The 20408-nt window shown below is 51.7% G+C and carries 14 protein-coding genes; 12 read left to right on the top strand and 2 right to left on the bottom strand.

Going from position 1 to position 20408, the window contains the following annotated elements:
* Positions 1 to 184: 184 nt before the first annotated feature.
* From brxF to AC781_RS08545, 9 genes are read left to right on the top strand one after another with little or no spacing between them, the layout of a single operon-like run.
* Entirely contained in the window at positions 185 to 700 is a 516-nt protein-coding gene (brxF, locus tag AC781_RS08505) for a BREX-3 system P-loop-containing protein BrxF (RefSeq protein WP_067776551.1), read from the top strand.
* Complete coding sequence (locus tag AC781_RS08510; protein WP_067776555.1) at positions 697 to 4428, top strand: DUF6079 family protein; 3732 nt, start codon at positions 697 to 699, stop codon at positions 4426 to 4428. The genes brxF and AC781_RS08510 overlap by 4 nt, the downstream gene beginning before the upstream one ends.
* A gap of 44 nt (positions 4429 to 4472) precedes the next feature.
* On the top strand, positions 4473 to 7298 hold the full coding sequence (locus AC781_RS08515) for a DNA methyltransferase (RefSeq protein WP_067776558.1): 2826 nt from the start codon (positions 4473 to 4475) through the stop codon (positions 7296 to 7298).
* 2 nt (positions 7299 to 7300) lie between these two features.
* A complete protein-coding gene (locus AC781_RS08520) occupies positions 7301 to 8701 on the top strand; it encodes an AAA family ATPase (RefSeq protein ID WP_067776561.1) in 1401 nt (466 codons plus the stop codon).
* On the top strand, positions 8698 to 9225 hold the full coding sequence (locus tag AC781_RS08525; protein ID WP_067776565.1) for a hypothetical protein: 528 nt from the start codon (positions 8698 to 8700) through the stop codon (positions 9223 to 9225). Before AC781_RS08520 ends, AC781_RS08525 begins: the two co-directional genes overlap by 4 nt.
* 8 nt (positions 9226 to 9233) lie before the next feature.
* On the top strand, positions 9234 to 9923 hold the full coding sequence (locus AC781_RS08530; RefSeq protein ID WP_067776568.1) for an RNA ligase family protein: 690 nt from the start codon (positions 9234 to 9236) through the stop codon (positions 9921 to 9923).
* The gene (locus AC781_RS08535; RefSeq protein WP_067776571.1) at positions 9920 to 12832 is read left to right on the top strand and encodes a DEAD/DEAH box helicase; all 2913 of its coding nucleotides are present in this window, start codon (positions 9920 to 9922) and stop codon (positions 12830 to 12832) included. Before AC781_RS08530 ends, AC781_RS08535 begins: the two co-directional genes overlap by 4 nt.
* The gene (pglZ, locus tag AC781_RS08540; protein WP_067776574.1) at positions 12829 to 14820 is read left to right on the top strand and encodes a BREX-3 system phosphatase PglZ; all 1992 of its coding nucleotides are present in this window, start codon (positions 12829 to 12831) and stop codon (positions 14818 to 14820) included. The genes AC781_RS08535 and pglZ overlap by 4 nt, the downstream gene beginning before the upstream one ends.
* Complete coding sequence (locus AC781_RS08545) at positions 14820 to 15575, top strand: hypothetical protein (protein WP_067776577.1); 756 nt, start codon at positions 14820 to 14822, stop codon at positions 15573 to 15575. The genes pglZ and AC781_RS08545 overlap by 1 nt, the downstream gene beginning before the upstream one ends.
* Positions 15576 to 15715: 140 nt before the next feature.
* Here AC781_RS08545 and AC781_RS13390 read toward each other — a convergent pair whose 3' ends face one another.
* Positions 15716 to 16129, bottom strand: a complete 414-nt coding sequence (locus AC781_RS13390) for a helix-turn-helix domain-containing protein (protein WP_141675831.1) — start codon at positions 16127 to 16129, stop codon at positions 15716 to 15718.
* A 256-nt stretch (positions 16130 to 16385) separates the two neighbouring features.
* Between AC781_RS13390 and AC781_RS08550 the strand changes: the two genes are divergently transcribed.
* Complete coding sequence (locus AC781_RS08550; protein ID WP_067776580.1) at positions 16386 to 17045, top strand: hypothetical protein; 660 nt, start codon at positions 16386 to 16388, stop codon at positions 17043 to 17045.
* 93 nt (positions 17046 to 17138) lie between these two features.
* Here the strand turns inward: AC781_RS08550 and AC781_RS08555 are convergent, their stop codons facing one another.
* On the bottom strand, positions 17139 to 17588 hold the full coding sequence (locus AC781_RS08555) for a hypothetical protein (protein WP_141675832.1): 450 nt from the start codon (positions 17586 to 17588) through the stop codon (positions 17139 to 17141).
* A gap of 102 nt (positions 17589 to 17690) precedes the next feature.
* Here AC781_RS08555 and AC781_RS08560 point away from each other — a divergent pair, with 102 nt between their 5' ends.
* Together AC781_RS08560 and AC781_RS08565 are read left to right on the top strand one after the other, a co-directional pair.
* Positions 17691 to 19706: a hypothetical protein gene (locus AC781_RS08560; RefSeq protein WP_067776586.1), complete on the top strand. Its 2016-nt coding sequence runs from the start codon at positions 17691 to 17693 to the stop codon at positions 19704 to 19706.
* Between the two features lie 20 nt (positions 19707 to 19726).
* A partial coding sequence (locus AC781_RS08565) for a TniB family NTP-binding protein (protein ID WP_141675833.1) occupies positions 19727 to 20408 on the top strand: 682 nt, incomplete at its 3' end.

The raw sequence follows: 20408 nt of genomic DNA on the forward strand, positions 1-20408 counted from the left end.
ATTTTGACAAGCCACCAATGTAATTTGTGGGAGCTAGTTTGTGGTGTTACAATTGAGTTTGACGGAAAACATGATGAACGCAGGATACAGATGATGGGCGAACAATAGTGGACATCCAAATATCTGAATGTGAGCAATGAGACGATCTACAAGTGCATCAAACAACGAGCAGTAAGAAGCAACTATGGCCGAATCCATACACGAAAAAATCAAACGATCACTCCAAGCAGCCGAAGGTCTGTATCATCGCCTTGTGCTACTTGTAGGTGAGACAGGTTCCGGCAAGACCGATGTTCTTCGGGAGGTCGCTAATGAGTTCGCTTCGTCCGTCGCCAATGTCAATTTGACTCTTTCCAGAGAATTGCTTGAACTGACAGCAAGGCAACGCTCGCTTCGGTTGCCAGGCATTCTTGATCAGGTAGTGAGCCAGTCACAATCACCCGTGATACTGGATAACCTCGAGATCCTTTTTGACAAGGACCTCCAACAGGACCCTTTGCGCCTGCTACAGTCGATTTCAAGAAACCGATCCGTAGTTGCTTCTTGGAATGGAACCACCCATTCCGGGAAACTTTTATACGCCAAACATGGACATCCTGAGTACCGCTGCTATGACTCGGCCGATGTACTGATCGTAAGTATGGATGGCACGGCCACGATCGACTCGGCAATAAATAAAAAAGAATCAGAACAAGCATGAAATACGGCAATCTTATCCAATTCGACCCGATTGAGTCGGTCGTTCAGTTGCGTGATGCAGACAAATCAAACGCCGCACATACTCTCGTGAGCACTTATGTCATTTCCGACGAAATGGCTGAACGGCTCACGCAGCTTGTCATCCCTCAGATGCAGTTTGACCAGCCTGCCGACAACAAGGGCCTGCTGGTCGTCGGTAACTATGGCACCGGTAAGTCGCACCTGATGTCGGTGGTTTCCAGCCTCGCTGCTGACGCTTCCCTGCTGGCTGATCTGAACCATGCTGGTGTTCGTGATGTTGCCTCTCAGATCGCAGGGCGTTTCAAAGTCATCCGTACCGAAATCGGAGCTACCACCATGTCCCTGCGTGATATCCTGGTCTCTGAGTTGGAAGAACACCTTGAGAAATTCGGCGTGGACTATGTGTTCCCTGAAGTCAAAACTATCACCAACCACAAACGAGCCTTCGAAGACATGATGGCCAAGTTCGGTGAGGTGTTCCCCGAGCAAGGCCTATTGCTGGTTGTCGACGAGCTTCTCGACTACCTGCGCACTCGCAAGGATCAGGAATTGATCCTTGATCTCAACTTTCTTCGCGAGATTGGTGAGGTCTGCAAGGATCTGCGTTTCCGTTTCATGGCTGGTGTTCAGGAAGCCATTTTCGACAGCCCGCGCTTCACCTTTGTCGCCGACAGCATTCGCCGTGTAAAGGATCGCTTCGAGCAGATTCTCATTGCTCGTAAGGATGTGAAATTTGTCGTGGCCGAGCGCCTGCTCAAGAAGACAGCCGAGCAACAAGCCAAGATCCGAGACTACCTGATGCCCTTTGCCAAATACTATGGCGGGCTCAATGAGCGGATGGACGAATTTGTCCGGCTTTTCCCGGTACATCCCGATTATATCGATACCTTCGAACGTGTCACCGTGGTGGAAAAACGCGAAGTGCTCAAGACCCTGTCCTTGGGCATGAAAGGAATTCTCGACAAGGATGTGCCACTGAATGAACCCGGCCTGATTGCCTTCGACAGCTACTGGAACACGCTCAAGCAAAATCCCTCCTTCCGGGCTATTTCCGAGATCAGGGAAGTCATCGAATGTAGTCAAGTGCTGGAATCTCGCATCGAGAACGCCATCACGCGCGAGCAATATAAGCCGATGGCTTTGCGTTTGATCCACGCCTTGTCCGTGCACCGTCTCACCACCGGTGATATCTATGCCCCTATGGGCGCATCTGCCGAAGAGCTACGTGACCGTCTATGCCTCTTCGATCCGTTGATCGTCGGACTGGGGAGCGATGAGCCCGACAAGGATCTCCAGACCCATGTGGAAACAGTCCTGCGAGAGATACACAAAACAGTCAGCGGCCAATTCATCTCTTTCAATGCCGACAACCGCCAGTTCTATCTCGATCTGAAGAAGACCGACGATTTCGATGCTCTGATCGAAAAACGGGCGGAAAGCCTGGGCCATGCTCAACTCGACCGGTTCTATTATGAGGCCCTCAAACGGGTGATGGAATGCCAGGATGCCACCTACGTGACCGGCTACAAGATCTGGCAGCACGAACTGGTTTGGCAAGAGCACAAAGCGGCTCGCTCCGGTTATCTCTTTTTCGGCGCACCCAACGAGCGCTCTACCGTCGTGCCGCAACGGGATTTTTACCTCTACTTCATCCAGCCCAACGACCCGCCACGTTTCAAGGACGACAAGGCCAACGACGAGATATTCTTCCGCATGAAAGGTATCGACGAAGAATTTCAAACCTCGTTAAAGAGCTATGCGGCTGCACTGGATCTTGCGGCTACCTCATCGGGGCATGCCAAGGCTACTTATGAATCGAAGTCCAATGGTTTTCTGAGAAAACTGGTTCAGTGGCTACAGATGCACATGAGTGAAGCCTTCGAAGTGACCTATCAAGGCCGATCCAAATCCATGACAGAATGGGCCAAAGGGAAATCGATCCGCGATCTGTCCGGTGTATCACCACAGGAGACCATCAATTTCCGCGATCTGGTTAACACCATTGCCGGGTTTTGCCTGGCGCCAAACTTCGCGGACCAGGCTCCGGACTATCCGTTCTTCTCAGTCCTGATCACCGGCAACAACCGCGCACAGGCCGCACAGGACGCTCTGCGAGCCATCGCCGGGCAGAACCGCACCAAGCAGGCCACGGCAGTACTGGACGCTTTGGAGTTGCTTGATGGGGAAAAGATCGTTCCCTCCAAATCGAAGTACACCAAGTTCATCCTTGATGCCTTTAAGAGCAAGGGGCACGGCCAGGTGGTCAACCGTAGCGAGATCATCCAGGACGATCACGGGGTGGAATACATGAATCCGGGAGGTTCGCGTCTGGAACCTGAATGGGTGAGCGTCCTGATGGCTTCTCTGGTTTATTCCGGCGACATTGTGATTTCCATTCCGGGCAAAAAATTCGATGCCACCGGACTACAACAGCTCGCCGCGACCAACATGGATGAGCTGGTCCGATTCAAGCACCTCGAGCAGCCCAGAGAATGGAACCTGCCCGCGCTCATGGCTCTGTTCGAGTTACTCGGCATGACGCCGGGCATGGCCCAGCTTGTTACACAAGGCAAGGACGAACCGGTGCAGAACTTGTTGCAAACGGTAGATAAGATCATTAAACGCATCGTCATGGCCCAGCAAACCCTGCGTGAAGGGCTTGCTTTCTGGGGGCTGGATCTACTTGCGGGTACCGACTTGACAAGCCAAGCCAGCGGATGGGACGAAGCCAAGGGATTCTTTGAATCGCTGCAGGCCTATTCCTCCCCTGGTAAATTGAAAAATTTCCGTTATAGCGCATCCGAAGTGCAATCCCACGAAAAGTCCGTAAAGGCACTGGACGAGCTCGACGCTCTGCGTGAGTTCATCATGGATCACGGTCCGACGGCATCCTGGCTCTCCACCGCTGAAGCAGCGTTGCCTGAGGAGCATGATTGGGTAGACCGTATGAAAACCACCCGGCAGGATGTGTTGGATACCCTCAGGCAGGCCGACCTGACTAAGTTGGCGGCCCTGTCCCAATCAATCGGTGCCAAGCTGCAAAAGCTGAAGAAAGATTATATCATTGCCTACATGGGTCTGCATACCAAGGCCCGGTTGGGCGTGAATGACGACAGACGCAAAGCATCCCTGCTTCACGACCAGCGCCTGCAAATTCTGCTCAAACTGGCTGGCATCGACCTGATGCCCCGGCAGCAGCTCACCGATTACCAAAATCACTTGGCAGAATTGAAGAGCTGCTTTGATCTGACCGAGCAAAACCTTGACGCCGCGCCCATCTGTCCGCATTGCGGATTCCGGCCTTCGGTGGAAACCGGCGCGGTGTCAGGCTCGCAGATGATCGACCAGATGGACGCTCAGCTCGACGCCATGGTGGCTGCCTGGACCTCCACCATCCTCAGCAATCTGGAGGACCCGATCACCCAGGCCAACATGGTCCTGCTGAAGATTGATGACCGTGAACCGCTGGAGGCCTTCATCAAGTCGAAGAAACTGCCGGTGCCACTGGACAGCAACTTTGTCCACGCTCTGAAGGAAGTACTCTCCGGCCTGGTCAAGGTCACCGTCAAGGCGCAGGAGCTGCAACATGCCCTGCAGGTTACCAACGGCCCGGCCACCCCGGCGGAGATGAAGAAACGCTTTGAGGAGTACATCGACCAGCTCACCAAGGGCAAGGACCCGGCCAAGGTGCGGATCGTCATGGAATAAGAATAACCAAGCTGAGACATAAGACAAAGCCAAGGATTATAAAGATGAAAGAAAACAGTTTGTTCGACTCGCTGCTTGAAGAAACGCAGAAGACCTCCGGCCCAGTGACTTGCCTCGGCATGACGTTTGATAATGACGAAGCCCGCCGCGCCCACTTTACCGAGGAGCTTCGCAAGAAGCTGCAGGACATGGACTTCCGCAAGATCGAAGGCTTTCCCAGCGGCAATGATGAAGATATTTTGAATCTAAGTGACCCTCCCTACTACACCGCTTGCCCGAACCCTTGGATCGCCGACTTTATCGCCGAGTGGGAGACGCAAAAGCCGGAACAGCCCGAAGGCTACCACTACCACCGTGAACCCTTTGCAGCAGATGTAAGCGAAGGAAAACAAGATCCGATATACAACGCGCACTCTTACCATACCAAGGTTCCTTACAAAGCCATCATGCGATACATCCTCCACTACACGAAGCCGGGGGATATCGTGTTTGACGGGTTTTGCGGAACCGGCATGACTGGTGTAGCCGCGCAGATGTGCGGCTCAAAGGAAATGATAATGTCGCTGGGTTATCAGGTAATGCCCGATGGCTTGATTTTGCAGGAAGAGATAGACGAAAACGGAAAAAAGGTTTGGCGACCATTTTCAAAGCTTGGTGTACGGCGGGCCGTATTGAACGACCTATCCCCCGCAGCAACTTTCATAGCTTACAACTACAACGCGCCTATTGACGTGTTTGCCTTTGAGAAAGAGGCCAAACGCATTCTAAAAGAAGTTGAAAAAGAATGTGGCTGGATGTACAAGACTAAACATTCAGACGGACGAGTTGGAAGTATTAATTTTACAATTTGGTCTGATGTATTCATCTGTGGAGAGTGTACCGAAGAAATTATTTTCTGGGATGCAGCAATAGATAAAAAAGAAGCGATTGTAAGAGATGAGTTCAGTTGTCCAAAATGTGGGGCTAAAACAGGGAAATTGGGGGCAGAAAGAGCATGGATCAATACGTTTGATGTTTCACTGAATGAAACTGTCAGACAGGCAAAGCAAGTTCCTGTATTAATAAATTATTGCCTGCCTGGATCATCGAAACGATATGAAAAAACACCGGACCAAGAAGATTTCGACATTCTAAAAAGAATCGGAACCAACACGTTTCCATACTGGCACCCAGTAGATCAAATCCCTAAAGGCGACAAAACAAGTGAGCCTATTAGGCTGGGAACTACCCATGTGCACCATTTTTATACCGATAGAAATCTCAAGGTTTTATCGGCCGTATATTCAAGAATTGATTCTCCTCAAGTAAGATTTCTATTTACTGGCTCTATAGGCGGGGCCACAAAATTAAATCAGCTGCATCTGAAAAATTATGTATTCGGAGGTGGCGGATGTAATCCAGGCCCTCGAAAAGGCGTTATTTACACCCCGTCTATCGGCTTGGAAAGTGCTGTGACAAAACTTCTGGAAGAAAGACTCAAGACACAAGTAAGGGCTTTTAAGGCGTATCCAAACCAAAGGACACGAGATACTTTAATCTCATTAAGCAGCGCTTCTCAACTCAATGGTGACAGTCGGCTAGAGAGCGTTTTGGATTACGTTTTTATCGATCCCCCATTCGGCTCGAACTTGATGTACTCAGAGTTGAGCCATACGTGGGAGTCATGGCTCAAAGTGACCACCAATAACAAACAAGAAGCCATCGAAAATAGAACCCAGGGCAAATCCGTCGACGATTACAGAAAAATAATGACGGATTGTTTTACATACATTTTCCGGCTACTTAAGCCTGGGCGATGGATGACGGTTGAATTCTCCAACACTAAAGCTCATGTATGGAACAACATACAAGCTTCCATTAATGCCGCAGGATTTATCGTTGGAAATGTATCAGCTCTTGATAAAAAACAGGGGGGACTAAACGCAATTGTAGGTAATACTGCTGTAAAGCAAGATCTCGTTATCTCGGCATATAAACCCAATGGCGGCTTTGAAGATCGATTCCCCAAGGAGGCGCAAACCGAAGAAGGCGTGTGGGATTTTGTTCGTACCCACTTGAAGTATCTGCCGGTCACCAAGCAGCAGGGAGCCTTGCTGCAGTTCGTTCCGGAACGTGATCCACGCATCCTGTTCGACCAAATGGTGGCTTACTACGTCCGCAAGGGTTACCCCGTGCCAATCTCAAGCCAGGAGTTCCAGATCGGGCTGGCGCAGCGTTTCATCGAGCGTAACGGCATGTACTTCCTGCCGGATCAGGTGGCAGAATACGACCGCAAGAAAATGACCTCAGGTGAACTCAAGCAGATGTCCATGTTCGTCTCCGATGAGGCATCTGCCATTCAATGGCTTCGTCATCTCATCAAGGAAAAGCCCCAGACCTTTTCCGACATCAACCCGCAGTTCATGCAGCAACTCGGCGGCTGGAGCAAGAACGAAGCCCAGCTCGACCTGCGCGAACTGCTGAACCAGAACTTCCTCTGTTACGACGGCAAAGGCCCCGTGCCTGAGCAGATCCACTCTTATTTGTCCACCAACTGGAAAGAGCTGCGCAACTTACCTAAGGATGATCCAACTCTAGTAGCCAAAGCACGCGACCGCTGGTACGTACCCGATCCCAACAAGGCAGGCGACCTGGAGAAGCTGCGCGAGAAGGCACTGCTCAAAGAGTTTGAGGAATACAAAGAGGTCAAAAAGAAGCTCAAGGTCTTCCGCCTGGAAGCTGTCCGCGCCGGATTCAAGAAAGCCTGGCAGGAGCGTGACTACGCCGTCATCGTCGCCATAGCCGACAAGATCCCCAACAACGTCCTGAAAGAAGACCCTAAACTACTCATGTGGTACGACCAGGCAGTAACAAGAATAGGAGGGGAATAGTTATGCTCAAACAATTACGAATACAGAACTTCAAAGCCTGGAAGGATACTGGCACCATTAGCCTGGCTCCTATTTCTTTGATCTTCGGTGCAAACAGCTCCGGAAAGTCCAGCATTGGTCAGTTCCTGATGATGCTGAAGCAAACAGCTGAATCTCAAGATCGAAAGGCTATTTTTTATCCAGGTGGTAAAAACAGTGTCGTTCAGTTGGGGTCGTTTCGCGAAATGGTCTATCAAAGGAATCTCGAAAATGAGATCGTCTTTGAATACGAGTGGGAGACATTTGAAAAACTGAAATTCAGGGACACCGTTTCACAGACTAATTTTGTAGCTGATACGATCGACTTTACTGCAAAGGTAAAATGCGACAAAGATTCGGATATTCTGAAAATTGAAGAATTAAATTACCACATAAAGAAAGGTGATGAATCCGTTCTCAAAGTTGGAATGAGTCCATCTGCAAAAAAACAAGGCCAATATGAGGTCTATTCTGAACAATATTCATTAATCAGAAACCCTGGCAGAGTCTGGTATCCAAGTCCACCAGTACGTTTTTACGGATTTCCTGATGAGGTGGTCAACTACTATAAAAACTCGGGGTTTGTCCAGGATTTGAATCTCGCACAAGAAAAACTTTTTAAGTCCATATTCTATCTCGGACCATTGAGGATTAAAACGGAAAGACTTTACACTTGGGGCGGTATTACACCTGAAAGTGTTGGTTATTCAGGTGAACTTACCATTGCGGCCTTACTTGCAAGCAAAAATAAACAAATTAGCCTTGGGTATAAAAAGTTTAACAAACCTTTCGAGCAGATAATTGCTGCAAGCCTAAAGTCCATGGGGCTAATTGATAATGTCAGGGTTAAAAAAATTGCTGAAAATCGCCAGGAATACGAAGTCAATGTCCAAACAAAAGGCTCAAAAGACTGGGTAGATCTTCCCGATGTCGGGTTTGGCATCTCACAGGTGCTACCTGTTCTGGTTCAATGTTTTTACGCTCCTCCCGGTTCAATAATCATTATGGAGCAGCCGGAAATTCATTTACACCCGAGTGCGCAATCTGCTTTGGCCGATGTGATGATTGACGTGATCAACTCCAGAGAAAACGGGACGGATAGAAATATTCAGTTGATCATCGAGACCCATTCGGAACATTTTCTGCGGCGGCTGCAACGTCGGATTGCCGAGAACGAGATTCCCCAAGAAAAAGTGTCGGCTTACTTCGCAAACATTGACAAGATCCCGCCTACACTCGACCCTCTAAAAATTGACATCTTTGGCAACATCCAGAATTGGCCGGAAAATTTCTTCGGTGATGAGATGGGTGACATCACAGAGCAAGCCAAAGCGGCCATGAAGAAACGGATGCAGAACGCCAAAAAGCCGGAGGTATCCGAATGAGCCTTCCGAAGAAATGCCTGGTGGATACCAATGTGCCCAAGGTGGCCAATCTCGCTACCCAACCAGACCCGGATTCAGATGTACCCGAAGCGTGTGTGCTTGCATGTATTAATGCGGTTGAGCATGTAATCAAAAAGCGTGGCCTGATTGTCGATACGGGGGATGAAATCTTCAACGAATACCGGCAGCAGCTTTCTATGGAGGGGCAACCTGGCGTTGGCGATGCTTTCATGAAATGGGTGAACGATCACCGTTATAATCCAGAATATTGCGACAGAGTGACCATCACCAAAACGGGCGATTCATACGATGAGTTTCCAGATCACGACGAACTGGGAAATTTCGATAAATCGGATCGCAAGTTTGTTGCTGCTGCAAATGCACATAACGATAAGCCACCCATTCTACAGGCAACCGACCACAAATGGTGGGCATGGAAGGACTCCTTGGCTAAAGTGGGCATCACCGTTCATTTCCTTTGCCCTGAATATACCCAAATCAAGTATGCGAAATTCGCTAAATAGCGCGGTACGTGAAAGACAATTTCTTCAAATTCCCATCTACGCCACATCTCGCAACACTGGCAGGCGTTAACATCAGGGGCGACAAGGTGCTGTCGGAATCCGAATGCAATGAATTCCTGCAGCATGAGCTTGTCGTTGAAGAGAAGGTAGACGGCGCGAATTTGGGGATCTCTTTTGATTCGGAAGGAAATGTTCGAGCACAGAACAGGGGCGCATACCTGCATCTACCTGGGTCAGGTCAGTGGAGAAAGCTTGGCGACTGGTTGGCACTACGGACCGATACGCTGTTTTGGCATCTTTCCAACCAGTTCATACTTTTCGGGGAATGGTGCTATGCCCAACACTCGGTTTTTTATGACCGCTTGCCGGATTGGTTCCTTGGTTTCGATATTTACGACAAGCAATTTGGCCGATTTCTTTCTGCGGAACGTCGAGATGCTCTCTTAAGGGAAATGTGTATTGCTGAAGTTCCTGTTCTCGCACGCGGGCACTTCGAATATCCGGAAATCCAAAAACTCCTATCCGCCTCAAAACTCAGCGATCAGCTTGCAGAAGGCCTCTATCTCCGATTTGACCAAGACGACTGGCTGGCACAACGGGCAAAACTGGTTCGTCCGGCATTTATTCAGGCCGTTGAGCAGCACTGGTCACGCCCCGCCATCAGGCCAAACCGGTTGAGACTGGAGGTTCGAGGATGAAATATTTCAGCGTTAGCCAGGAGTGGCAATACAGCACCGTTCATACCAGCGCCTGCAAGATCATCGAAGAACAGACCTTGTGGGGGCAGACGGTGTGCCGTGTCTGGTTGCCGAACCAGGACGCGGTTGTGCGCGTGCCCCACTCCACCTTGCGCCCGCTGAGTGCCGATCTGCAGCCAGAGATCGAGGCTGGACGCATTGCCTATATGGCTGCCGCAGCCAAGGTGGCCGAGGTGCTTGAAGGCGCGACCAGCGCAAGTGAAGGACATGTGCTACTGGCCCCAATGGAGTCCAACGTTATTCCGCTGCCGCACCAGATTCACGCCTTGTCCCGGGCCATCTCTGGTGACCGCGTGCGCTACCTGCTGGCCGACGAGTTAGGGCTTGGCAAGACCATCGAGGCCGGCCTGGTCATGCGCGAGCTGAAGCTGCGCGGACTGGTTCGTAGAATTCTGATCGTCGCGCCCAAAGGCATCGCTACCCAGTGGGTGGCGGAAATGCAGACCCACTTCAATGTGCCATTTCAACTCGTAATGGGCGAGGATATCAGTACCTTGCAACGCCTGGCTCCAGGGAGCGATCAGCGGAGTTCAGCCTGGTCGCTATTCGATCAGGTCATCGTGTCTCTGGATTCAGTCAAGCCCATTGATAAGAGGTGCGGCTGGACGGCAGAGCGGATTGCCGAATACAACCGCAGCCGGTTCGAGGATCTGATTACCGCCGGTTGGGATCTGGTGGTGGTGGACGAAGCTCATCGCCTGGGGGGAAGCTCCGATCAGGTCGCCCGCTACAAACTCGGCAAAGGGCTGGCGGAGGCAGCCCCCTATGTGCTGCTCCTCTCGGCTACGCCCCACCAGGGGAAGACCGAAGCCTTCCATCGCCTCATGAGCCTGTTGGATGACGACGCCTTCCCTGATATGGACTGTGTTTCTCGTGAGCGAGTGGCTCCGTATGTTATCCGTACGGAGAAGCGCAAGGCCATTGATTCCGAGGGCAATCCGCTCTTTAAACCCCGGCGCACACAGATGGCTCCGATTGCTTGGGAGAGCCGGCACCATTTGCAGAAACTTCTTTATGACGCGGTGACCGACTATGTGCGCGAGGGCTACAACCAGGCCATGCGCGAACAGAAGCGCCACATCGGCTTTTTGATGATCCTGATGCAGCGCCTGGTTGTCTCCAGCACCCGGGCGATCAGAAGCACTTTGGAACGACGACTTGCCGCACTCAAAGAAGGCGAACAACAAATCAGTCAACGCCTGGGGGAACTTCAAAATGGCATTGAGAGATCAGAAAGTCCTGACAATGAAATGGCCGAACTGTATGATATGGACGGACAGGAGTTGCTCGATGAGCTGTTAAACTCCCACGTGTCGGCTTTGCAAAGCGAAAGCAGCCATGTTGAGATTCTGCTAGACGCGGCAGTTCGTTGTGAACAGGCTGGTCCGGATGCCAAGACCGAAGCCCTGATCGAGTGGATCTATAAGCTACAGTCTGAGGAAAACGAACCGGATTTGAAAGTATTGATCTTCACCGAATTCGTACCTACCCAGCAGATTCTGAAGGAGTTTTTGGAAATCCGGGGTATCTCTGTCGTTACCTTGAATGGCTCCATGGATATGGAGGAACGCAAGCAGGCTCAGGATGCCTTCCGAAAAACGCATCGCGTACTCGTCTCTACTGACGCCGGAGGCGAGGGATTGAACTTGCAGTTTGCCCATGTCATTATCAACTATGACATTCCCTGGAACCCGATGCGGCTGGAACAGCGAATCGGCCGAGTGGATCGGATCGGACAGCCTAAAACGGTGCGGGCGATCAATTTCGTGTTTGAGGATTCGGTCGAGTTTCGCGTCCGCGAAGTGCTGGAACAGAAACTCTCGGTGATCTTCGATGAGTTTGGCATCGATAAGACGAGCGACGTTCTCGATTCTTCCCAGGCAGGTGAGTTGTTCGAGGATATGTTTGCCTCGGCTATCCTTGATCCTGACGGCATCGAAACCTCTGTTGAGCAAAAAGTGGCCCAGCTCCGTGGGGAGATTCAGCGTGTGCGGGAATCCTCGTCTATCTATGGTATCTCGGAAGAACCTGATGTACAGACGGCAGAGCGTCTGCGCTCCCATCCTCTGCCTTACTGGGTGGAGCGGATGACGATAAGTTATCTCACCTCCCACGGCGGTTTAGCCAAACGCAAACGTTCATGGTGGGATCTGAACTGGCCGAACGGACAGGAATATCGTAAAGTTGTCTTCAACACTCGGGAAGCTGATCGCCTCTCTGGCACTACCCTGCTGAATCTTGAAAATAGCCACATCCGAGGGTTAGCACTGAATCTGCCCCATATCGCACCAGGTCAACCACTGCCTTGCGTCACCGTGAACGGGCTGCCCACTGGTATTTCCGGGTTCTGGGGACTCTTCGAGATTCGAGTTCAGGCCGGAATGCACCAGAAAACACAGCTTCTGCGCATCCCCATGGTGCGGCGTGGTTATATCAGTGTATTCTTGAGCGAGGAAGGTAAACTGTTTCTACCCACAGCCCGGCATATCTGGGATGCGTTGCAGACAGCGGAAGTCAGAATACGGTCAACACTTGGTCAGGATGATTCCATGAAAGCCTATCAATGTTTGCAGGAAGCTGCAGAACACGCCGGGCGGGAATTGTTCAACTCCTTACAGCATGCTCACCTCGCCTCTGTAGCTCACGAAGAGGAACGTGGAATCACCTCCTTTGCCTCGCGCCGTAAGGTTATTGAGCGCGTGGGTTTGGCGGAAGTCCGCCAATGCAGGTTATCCCATTGCGATGCAGACGAAGGCGAATGGCGGCAAGAACTACAGTCAGCAAGGCAGATCGTACCGGAAATCAGACCTCTGCTCATGCTACGAATGATGAACGGATGTATTCTATGAATAGTTGGCGAGACACCATATTAAACGATTTTGTGCCCAATGTCAGCAAGCTGACACTGGTTGCCGACCCGGATTGCCTGCTGACCGAGGAGAAGCTGGCCTTGAAGCTTCGTGAACGTGGATTTGATCTGATTGAGTTCCATGATCCTGTCGAATTCAGATATGCCTATGAATCGAAGTACCGCTTGATATGGGACCGAGGTGAACACACCGACTTGGTTGTTATCCTTCGTTTGCAGGATGCAGAACTGGAATCTCTGCCTTATGACCTGCTTGGCGCGGCCCGAAAACTTTCATTCAATATGGGAGATCTTTTCCCTAACATGAGCTATCCGGTCATTGAAAAGCTCGACAGAAGCTTGCTGGATTCTCTCTTTGAAGCCCAACGCAAATCGTTGCCTGATCGAATGGGTGACAATGCCACCAAGGATTACATTCTCCGCCATGTGTTTGGTGTTGCGGATGAGCTGATAGTCAACGATGTAGAATTACTTCGCACCTTGCTTCGTTTGCACTACGGCAGTCTTCAACTTCCGCTGATGTTGTCTGAGCGACTCATCCAAGTTCTTAAAGATCATAAGGAATTTAAAGACTGGCCGCTCTCAGAGATCATTCCGGACGCTGAAGCCTTTTTCGATTTCTTGCAGGAACGTTGGCCTCTCTTTCTTTCCAGACAGGGCAAAGGGAATCTCGTGCGGGAAGAAACATCAGCATACGGTCTCAAGTATCCGGGTTTGGAGTGCTTACCATTTGACCATCAAGACATCAAGGTCTACATTGATAACTTGTTCCTGGAAGGGAAACTCACTCCTATCGAAATCCAAGACTTTGAAGTAGATGCCGAATCTTGGGTTCGAAGCGGTATTGCCACATCTGGTGAGGATGATGAGTTACGGATTTCCCGCCTATTTGATCTTATCAAGAAAGGACTGCCCACCCAGGACGCCCGTTACTCGGACTGGACTACCTTTGCCTTGAAATGGGCCGAACTGTCTTCTCTGGTTTATTGTGGAGAGCACCCGGTGTATCAAACTCGTCTCAGAGAAATGGGTGATATGTTGAATACAACATTTGCCGCTTGGCTGGTGGATCACTATTCCAGCCTGATGAACTTGCCTCCGACCAATCCGGCCATGTTGCACCATGTGCCGCGCCGTTTGGTTCGAGATATGGAAGACTCAGCTAATGGACAGGTAGCATTGATCGTAGTTGACGGTCTGTCCCTCGATCAGTGGGCGACCGTGCGTCAGATTTTGCAAAAACAGAACGCCCATTTGATTATGCGAGAATCTGCGACCTTCGCTTGGATTCCAACGCTGACATCAGTATCACGGCAATCGATTTTCTCAGGCAAGCCGCCTCTCTATTTTCCATCATCGATTAACTCTACCAATAGTGAAGGGAAACTCTGGACACAGTTCTGGGAAGGCCAAGGTCTCTCTCGGCGGGATGTTGCTTATCAGCGAGGTTTGGGTGATGGTGATGCGATCTACATCCTTGATTCCATAATACATCCAGGAAAAACCAAGGCAGTGGGGCTTGTTGTGGACAAGATTGACAAGATTATGCACGGCATGCAACTTGGCTCAGCCGGAATGCATAACCAGATTAAGCAATGGTGCCAGGGAGGGTTCTTAACTTCGCTGATTGCTCAACTGTTGGAATACGGTTACAATGTCTGGCTGACGGCCGATCATGGCAATATTCAATGTGATGGCAAAGGGCGTCCATCAGAGGGGGTGATTGCTGAAACCCGTGGTGAGAGAGCTCGTGTCTATCCTTCGTCTGAACTCCGTTCTCAGGTAGCAGAATCTTTCCCGTTTGCACATGAATGGCCGCCTATCGGATTGCCTGCGAATTATTTTCCCTTAGTGACTGGTGGTCACGATGCATTCGTGAATCAGGGCAATACCATCGTAGGACACGGCGGTGTTGCCATCGAAGAAGTCATAGTCCCTCTTGTGAAATTTGAAAGGCGAACATCGTAATGGGTAAGAGGCACGAAACCATAGGAATCAAGCAGGCTATTCGTTTCGAGTGGATGCAAAAAGCAGCCAATTTGTTACTGGCAGGGCTTGATGCAAAAGTCATTCGTCAAGAGCTACATGAGTTTTTCGCAGATAGAAAAGTCAGTGCTTCGGAATGCGAACAAAGCACGCAAACGCGAACTTTTGTCGTCAATAACCTGATGAAGATCTGGGTATCTCCTGATCAGGAATTGATGCCATTTCGGGACGCCTCGCTAGAGATTCTACAGAAAAATCCATCCATGGCCGTCCCAATCCACTGGGGACTGATTTCAGCGGTCTATCCTTTCTGGTTCAATGTTGCCCGCCAAACAGGGCGTTTACTGGCCTTGCAGAACCAGATAACCCAGAATCAAATCATTAACCGCCTCAAGGAACAATATGGTGACCGGCAGACAGTGAGTCGGTACGCTAAATATGTAATTCGCTCTTTTGTTGCCTGGGGCGTACTGCAGGATTCCGAAGCCAAAGGTTGCTATGAGAAATCTGCTCCGATGAACACTCCGGAGCCAAATCTGGCTATCCTGATGTTCGAGTCTGCACTCAGGGCTACGCCGGAAGCCAAGGGTGCATTAAAGTTGATTCTTAACAACCCGGCATTCTTCCCATTCCAACTTCCTGTAATGACCGGTGATTTTATAGCCCAGCGTAGCGAACGGATCAAGGTGGTTCGTTATGGCTTGGACGACGAGCTATTGAAATTGGTAACCACATAATTTCGAGAGAAAAGCGAATTCTCTGGATATGGGGATATATTAAATGGTTCGTTAATATCGGTGAGCAACTGAATCACAACCGCCGAATTGCATGCTTCTCTCTTTCGTTTTTTAGGAATTGAAAAATATAGAAAAACATATCATTTGTTTAACATTTGAGCCAAAGTATCAACTGCCATTTTGATGCTCTGAATGTTTTTTTTCATATCCTCCAGCGTTTTTTCCGCTGAGAGAGAGCGGTGTTTCCAATGTTCAAGTTCCGAGGGGAGGTCTCGTTGATTCATATTTTTCTTATAGAATGAATCAATTGGCGCTGGTAAGAAATCTATAAGTTTTTTCATTGTTTTTGGACGCGGATTATATTTTCCTGACAACCAATTGGATATGACAACAGGTGTAACTCCTAAAGCTTGAGCTAACTCCTTTTTTTTCATATTTTTTTGTCGCAAAACTTCTCCTATAATTGAAGGAATGTCATTAAAACTATAATTTCCTTCTTGCATTGCTGATTGTTTTTCTTTAATTAAAGTTTGTCGCGCGAGCCAATTAAACAAGTAACAAAGGAAGGTTACCACAATGAGAATGACAGAACAACAAGAAAAGATAGATGCCGACTGGTTTTACGTCCAAGGATGGCAGGTTCCGCAGACAGCTTGCCAGTTGGGTCAGAGGGGCAGCCGAGTGGTTACTGTAAAGTTTGCAAACGCACGAGTGTACCACGATTCGTGAGCTTGCGTATGCCACCAGTATGTGGCCTGTGATGGCACTTTCTCGTGGAAGCTTAATAATTCATCTACAAACTCCATCAACATGACCTACCATAATTCTGATTTGCCGGATGCGCGCATCGATTACGTCAACCATCTGCACGAACAGGTGCAGCAGATGGCCGTGCGCACCTGGCAGATGGCTGTGGTGCTCGGGCATACGCTGCGTGAAATCAATGTGCAATGCAAGCATGGGGAGTGGGGCAAGCTTTTCAAGAATAGCCGCAGCAAATCAAATGCGAAATTGATTTCGCATTTCAATTTCGGAGAAAAACAGGCCGGGAATTACATGGCCGTGTACGATGCGGCTGTGGAGGCGGCGAAGAGGATCAGCGAGGAGCGTGCGGCGGCGGTGATGCAGATGTTGGCCACGCGGCCCGGGCAGGATTTTTACCAGGCGCTGGGCGAGATTTCGCAGGCTTCGACGATCAAGGAGTTTTTGGCGGAGGTGGTGGACGATTCCGAATCCCGTGGCGCAAAGCACAGCAAGGCGAATATGCGGGATGCGATGGAGGAGGCCCACAATGCCCCGGTCGTGTCCGAGCAGGACGCTCAGAGGGATGCCGCCAACCTGGTGACGATGATGGGTGAGTTTGTGGAGAAGCTGGCGCCGCTGTGTTCCCGTTCCTTCAACAAGGCGATTGCGGACCAGTTCCGCTCCTATTCCAAACGGCTTGATGCCATCGGCTACAAACAAGCATGATACTTCCAACAAACAATAAAACGAATATGAAAAAAGATCATTCCAATAAGTGCTTCATTGCAGAACAATGGCATCTGTTTTTCCGAAAAGTGTTCAGGATTTTCTCTGAATCTTTTCCAGCAGATAGTTCAAAATCGGCATATTTCCCGGGTCTCCATTCTGAGGAGGACACTCGCCCATTTCCAAATGATCGTCAATACCAAATTGATCCAGTAACCAGATCAAACCGGAATGGTGCCAGATGTCCGTCGCAGCGGTCGCAGACATCACCATGGCCTGCATCTGGCTGTCTTGCTGATCCGGATGCCAGCAATGGTTTTCGTGAAAGTACCATTCGACAAAAAGAAGCCTGTATGCAAGCTGAAGGGGGAGATGCCCCGGAAGGGCAGGCCATTCGCCATGCTTCCAATAGTGGACGATGGCTTCAGCCATGGCATGATCTTCTTCATGCCGAGTCAGATATTCCGGCTTGTAAAGCATCGGATCGTGCAAATCTCCCAGAGGAGGGAGATCATCGTAGGCTAGGCCAATGAATTCAGCCATATCGTTATACGAATAGAGGCGGTTGTTCTCCGAATTGCACATGTCCGATCAATAACATTTTCCACGACGATTCGTCAATCACTTTTCTTGCATTCAACTCTTATGGACCTTGATTCATCCAATGCCCCGCTTCCGGTCAAACAGGCTGCACGCCGTCTGCTGGCTGCCTGCCGCGAATTCGACAAGGCCGAACCCGGTACCTTGATGAAGTTGTATCGGGAGGCGGCCGCTGTGGAGGCCCACCTTTCCGGCAAGGCTTGCAGCTGGAAGAAGATTCAGACGAAGTACCGCGACTGGGTGAATTCCGGACGAGACGACTGGAAGCTTTTGGACAAACGCTGTGTGTTCAGCAATTCTCACAAGGCGCGGACGAACAATCCGGAGTTCAAGACGTTTTTGTACAATTTGGTGACGCGCAATAACAGGTCGACCGAGCAGGCTCTGTACGACTTGCGCGAGATATGGGCTGCCCACGGCCTGATCGGTACCATCCCCGGATACGAGGATTGGCCAGGCTGGCCGGATATCCCTGCCGGATGGTCCATCCGCAATTTGTTCCGCAAAGTTCCGAAGAAGCAGGAGCTGACGATTATCCGGCAGGGGCGGCGTGCCGCCTATGCCGATCTGGCCCAGGTTCTGGCCACTCGCGCCGGTTGTTATCCTGCACAGTTCATTCTGTGGGATGACGTATGGCTGGACCGTTATGTGCTTTGCGACGGCGATATCAACCGCCCCCTGCAGCTCGGTTGCCTCGACCTGCTGACCGGGAAGCGCCTGGTCTGGGGAACGAAGTTCCGGGGAGAGCGCAAGGACGGGACGAAGTTCGGTTTGACGGGCGACGAGATGCGGATGCTGGTCGTTACCTACCTGGTGACGGTCGGATACAGTCCGAGAGGTACCGTGATGGTGGTCGAAAACGGCACGGCCGCCATCGACAAGGAATTCGAGGCGCATCTCCATGCCATGACGAACGGAGCCGTGACGGTGGACCGGTCCGGCATGACGGGGCGGCAGCAAGTGCTGCTCGATGGCTTTGGAGGGCGAGGCGTGGGCAACCCGCGCCACAAGTCGCCTCTGGAAAGCTGGCATAATCTCCTGCACAACGTTATGGCCTCCTGCGATGCTCCGTCCGGCAAAGACTACGCGCACCTGCCGGAATGGGTGTGGGGCATGATCAAGGAACAGGAAAAGCTCGAACTGGCGAAGCCTCGCATGACTTTGGAGCAACGCGCCCTGCTGATGAACGTCATCCCCACATTTGCCGATCTGGTGGACGAGCTGCCCGGCATCGTTTCGCGCATCAACCGACGAACGGATCACGATCTGGAAGGCTGGAAGGAATGCGGATTCATGCAGAACGAATACCGGCTTGATCTTGCCTGCGATCAATGGGGCCGGGTGTCCGACCTTGATCCGGCTTCGCTGGTGCTTCTGCAGGGGGTGGCCGCTACCCGCAAGGGGTATCTCCGCACGAGGCGCATGTCTCCCTCCGAGGCGTGGGACGCCTGCATGGAAAAACCGGAAAACCAGCTGGTGAAGCTGACGCCATCGCAGGCATGCGAACTGATGGGTGTCCACATGGCCCGGCCCTTGAGGCGGCGTGGCGGATTCTTCCATGTGAAAGACAGGAACCTTGCAGACGGTGAACTCATTTACGAAACACGGGCCTACCGCCAATACGGCAGCAACGAATACATGGAAGAACTTCCCCCATTCGCCCAGGTGCGCGGCATCATCAACCCCTGGGACAACAGCCGGCTCTACCTGATCGACGAACGCGACCGCTGCATCGGGTATGCCCTTCGGTGCAACCGCGTCTCGTGGTCCGATCGGGAAGGCGTGCGCGCCGCCATGGGGCACGCCAAAGCCCGCAATGCCGAATTGATGGAGCCGGTGCGGCAACGGCTCGCCCAGGCGGAAACGGATGTGGATGCCCGGCGCCGCCACAACAAGGCAGTCATCGGCGGAGATTACAAAACACAACTGGAACGGCTGGAAGACGGCGAGGCACGCCGTGCGGAACGCCGGATCGCCGCCCGGCAAAAAGGGCTGCCCCGCATGGACGATCCTCCCCCCAGGCTCCCCCCGGACAACGACCTCCCCGAAACCAACTATTGACCATCACCACCACACCAACCATGAGCGACAACGAACACACACAACCGATACCCGGCACGGATGCAGCCCTCGACTGGCTGCGCGGCTACGCCCGGGACAAAACGGCGGCCAGCATCGCCAAACAGATGGGGTACAGCGCCACCGTCGTCCGCCGCCTGCTGGCAGGCACCTACCATGCGGATATGACCAACGTGCTGGAGGCCATCCGCAAATTGCGCCTGCAGGTCGAGACGGCCGGCCACCGCGCCGAAGCGACGCGGAGGGCGGACATCGCCACCCGCATGCTGGGCCGATCCGTGGAATTCGTGCCCACGGAAACCGGCGAACAGATACACCGCCTGTGCCTGGCCGCCGTGGCGGACTCGACCGTCAACTGCATCGCCGGACGCGCCCTCTGCGGCAAAACCATGGCGCTGGAGGCGTATGCCGCCAATCCGGACTTTGCCCCGCTCACGCTGATGGTGACGATGCCGACCCGGCCGACCGCCTTCAAACTGGGCCGCCTCCTGTGCGAAGCGGCCGGGGTGGATGCGCCGACGGACGACTTCACGGCCATGCACCACCTGCGCCGCGTCATCACGCGCAACTACCTGGTCATCGTGGACGATGTGGACAAGGCGATCCACGCCGGCAGGCGCGGCATCACGGATGTGCTGCTGTGGCTGCTCGATCTTCACAAAGCCACGCGCTGCGGCATGATCC

Origin of the sequence: Neoakkermansia glycaniphila (genome assembly GCF_001683795.1) — a bacterium.
GTDB classification, from domain to species: Bacteria; Verrucomicrobiota; Verrucomicrobiia; order Verrucomicrobiales; family Akkermansiaceae; genus Akkermansia; species Akkermansia glycaniphila.

Bases quoted from the DNA above. Each gene is read 5' to 3' on its own strand.
- AC781_RS08545 (WP_067776577.1), top strand. From the start codon at position 14,820: ATGGGTAAGAGGCACGAAACCATAGGAATCAAGCAGGCTATTCGTTTC.
- AC781_RS08525 (WP_067776565.1), top strand. From the start codon at position 8,698: ATGAGCCTTCCGAAGAAATGCCTGGTGGATACCAATGTGCCCAAGGTG.
- AC781_RS08510 (WP_067776555.1), top strand. From the start codon at position 697: ATGAAATACGGCAATCTTATCCAATTCGACCCGATTGAGTCGGTCGTT.
- AC781_RS08515 (WP_067776558.1), top strand. From the start codon at position 4,473: ATGAAAGAAAACAGTTTGTTCGACTCGCTGCTTGAAGAAACGCAGAAG.
- AC781_RS08535 (WP_067776571.1), top strand. From the start codon at position 9,920: ATGAAATATTTCAGCGTTAGCCAGGAGTGGCAATACAGCACCGTTCAT.
- AC781_RS08555 (WP_141675832.1), bottom strand. From the start codon at position 17,588: ATGGCTGAATTCATTGGCCTAGCCTACGATGATCTCCCTCCTCTGGGA.
- pglZ (WP_067776574.1), top strand. From the start codon at position 12,829: ATGAATAGTTGGCGAGACACCATATTAAACGATTTTGTGCCCAATGTC.
- AC781_RS08550 (WP_067776580.1), top strand. From the start codon at position 16,386: ATGACCTACCATAATTCTGATTTGCCGGATGCGCGCATCGATTACGTC.
- AC781_RS08520 (WP_067776561.1), top strand. From the start codon at position 7,301: ATGCTCAAACAATTACGAATACAGAACTTCAAAGCCTGGAAGGATACT.
- brxF (WP_067776551.1), top strand. From the start codon at position 185: ATGGCCGAATCCATACACGAAAAAATCAAACGATCACTCCAAGCAGCC.
- AC781_RS08560 (WP_067776586.1), top strand. From the start codon at position 17,691: ATGGACCTTGATTCATCCAATGCCCCGCTTCCGGTCAAACAGGCTGCA.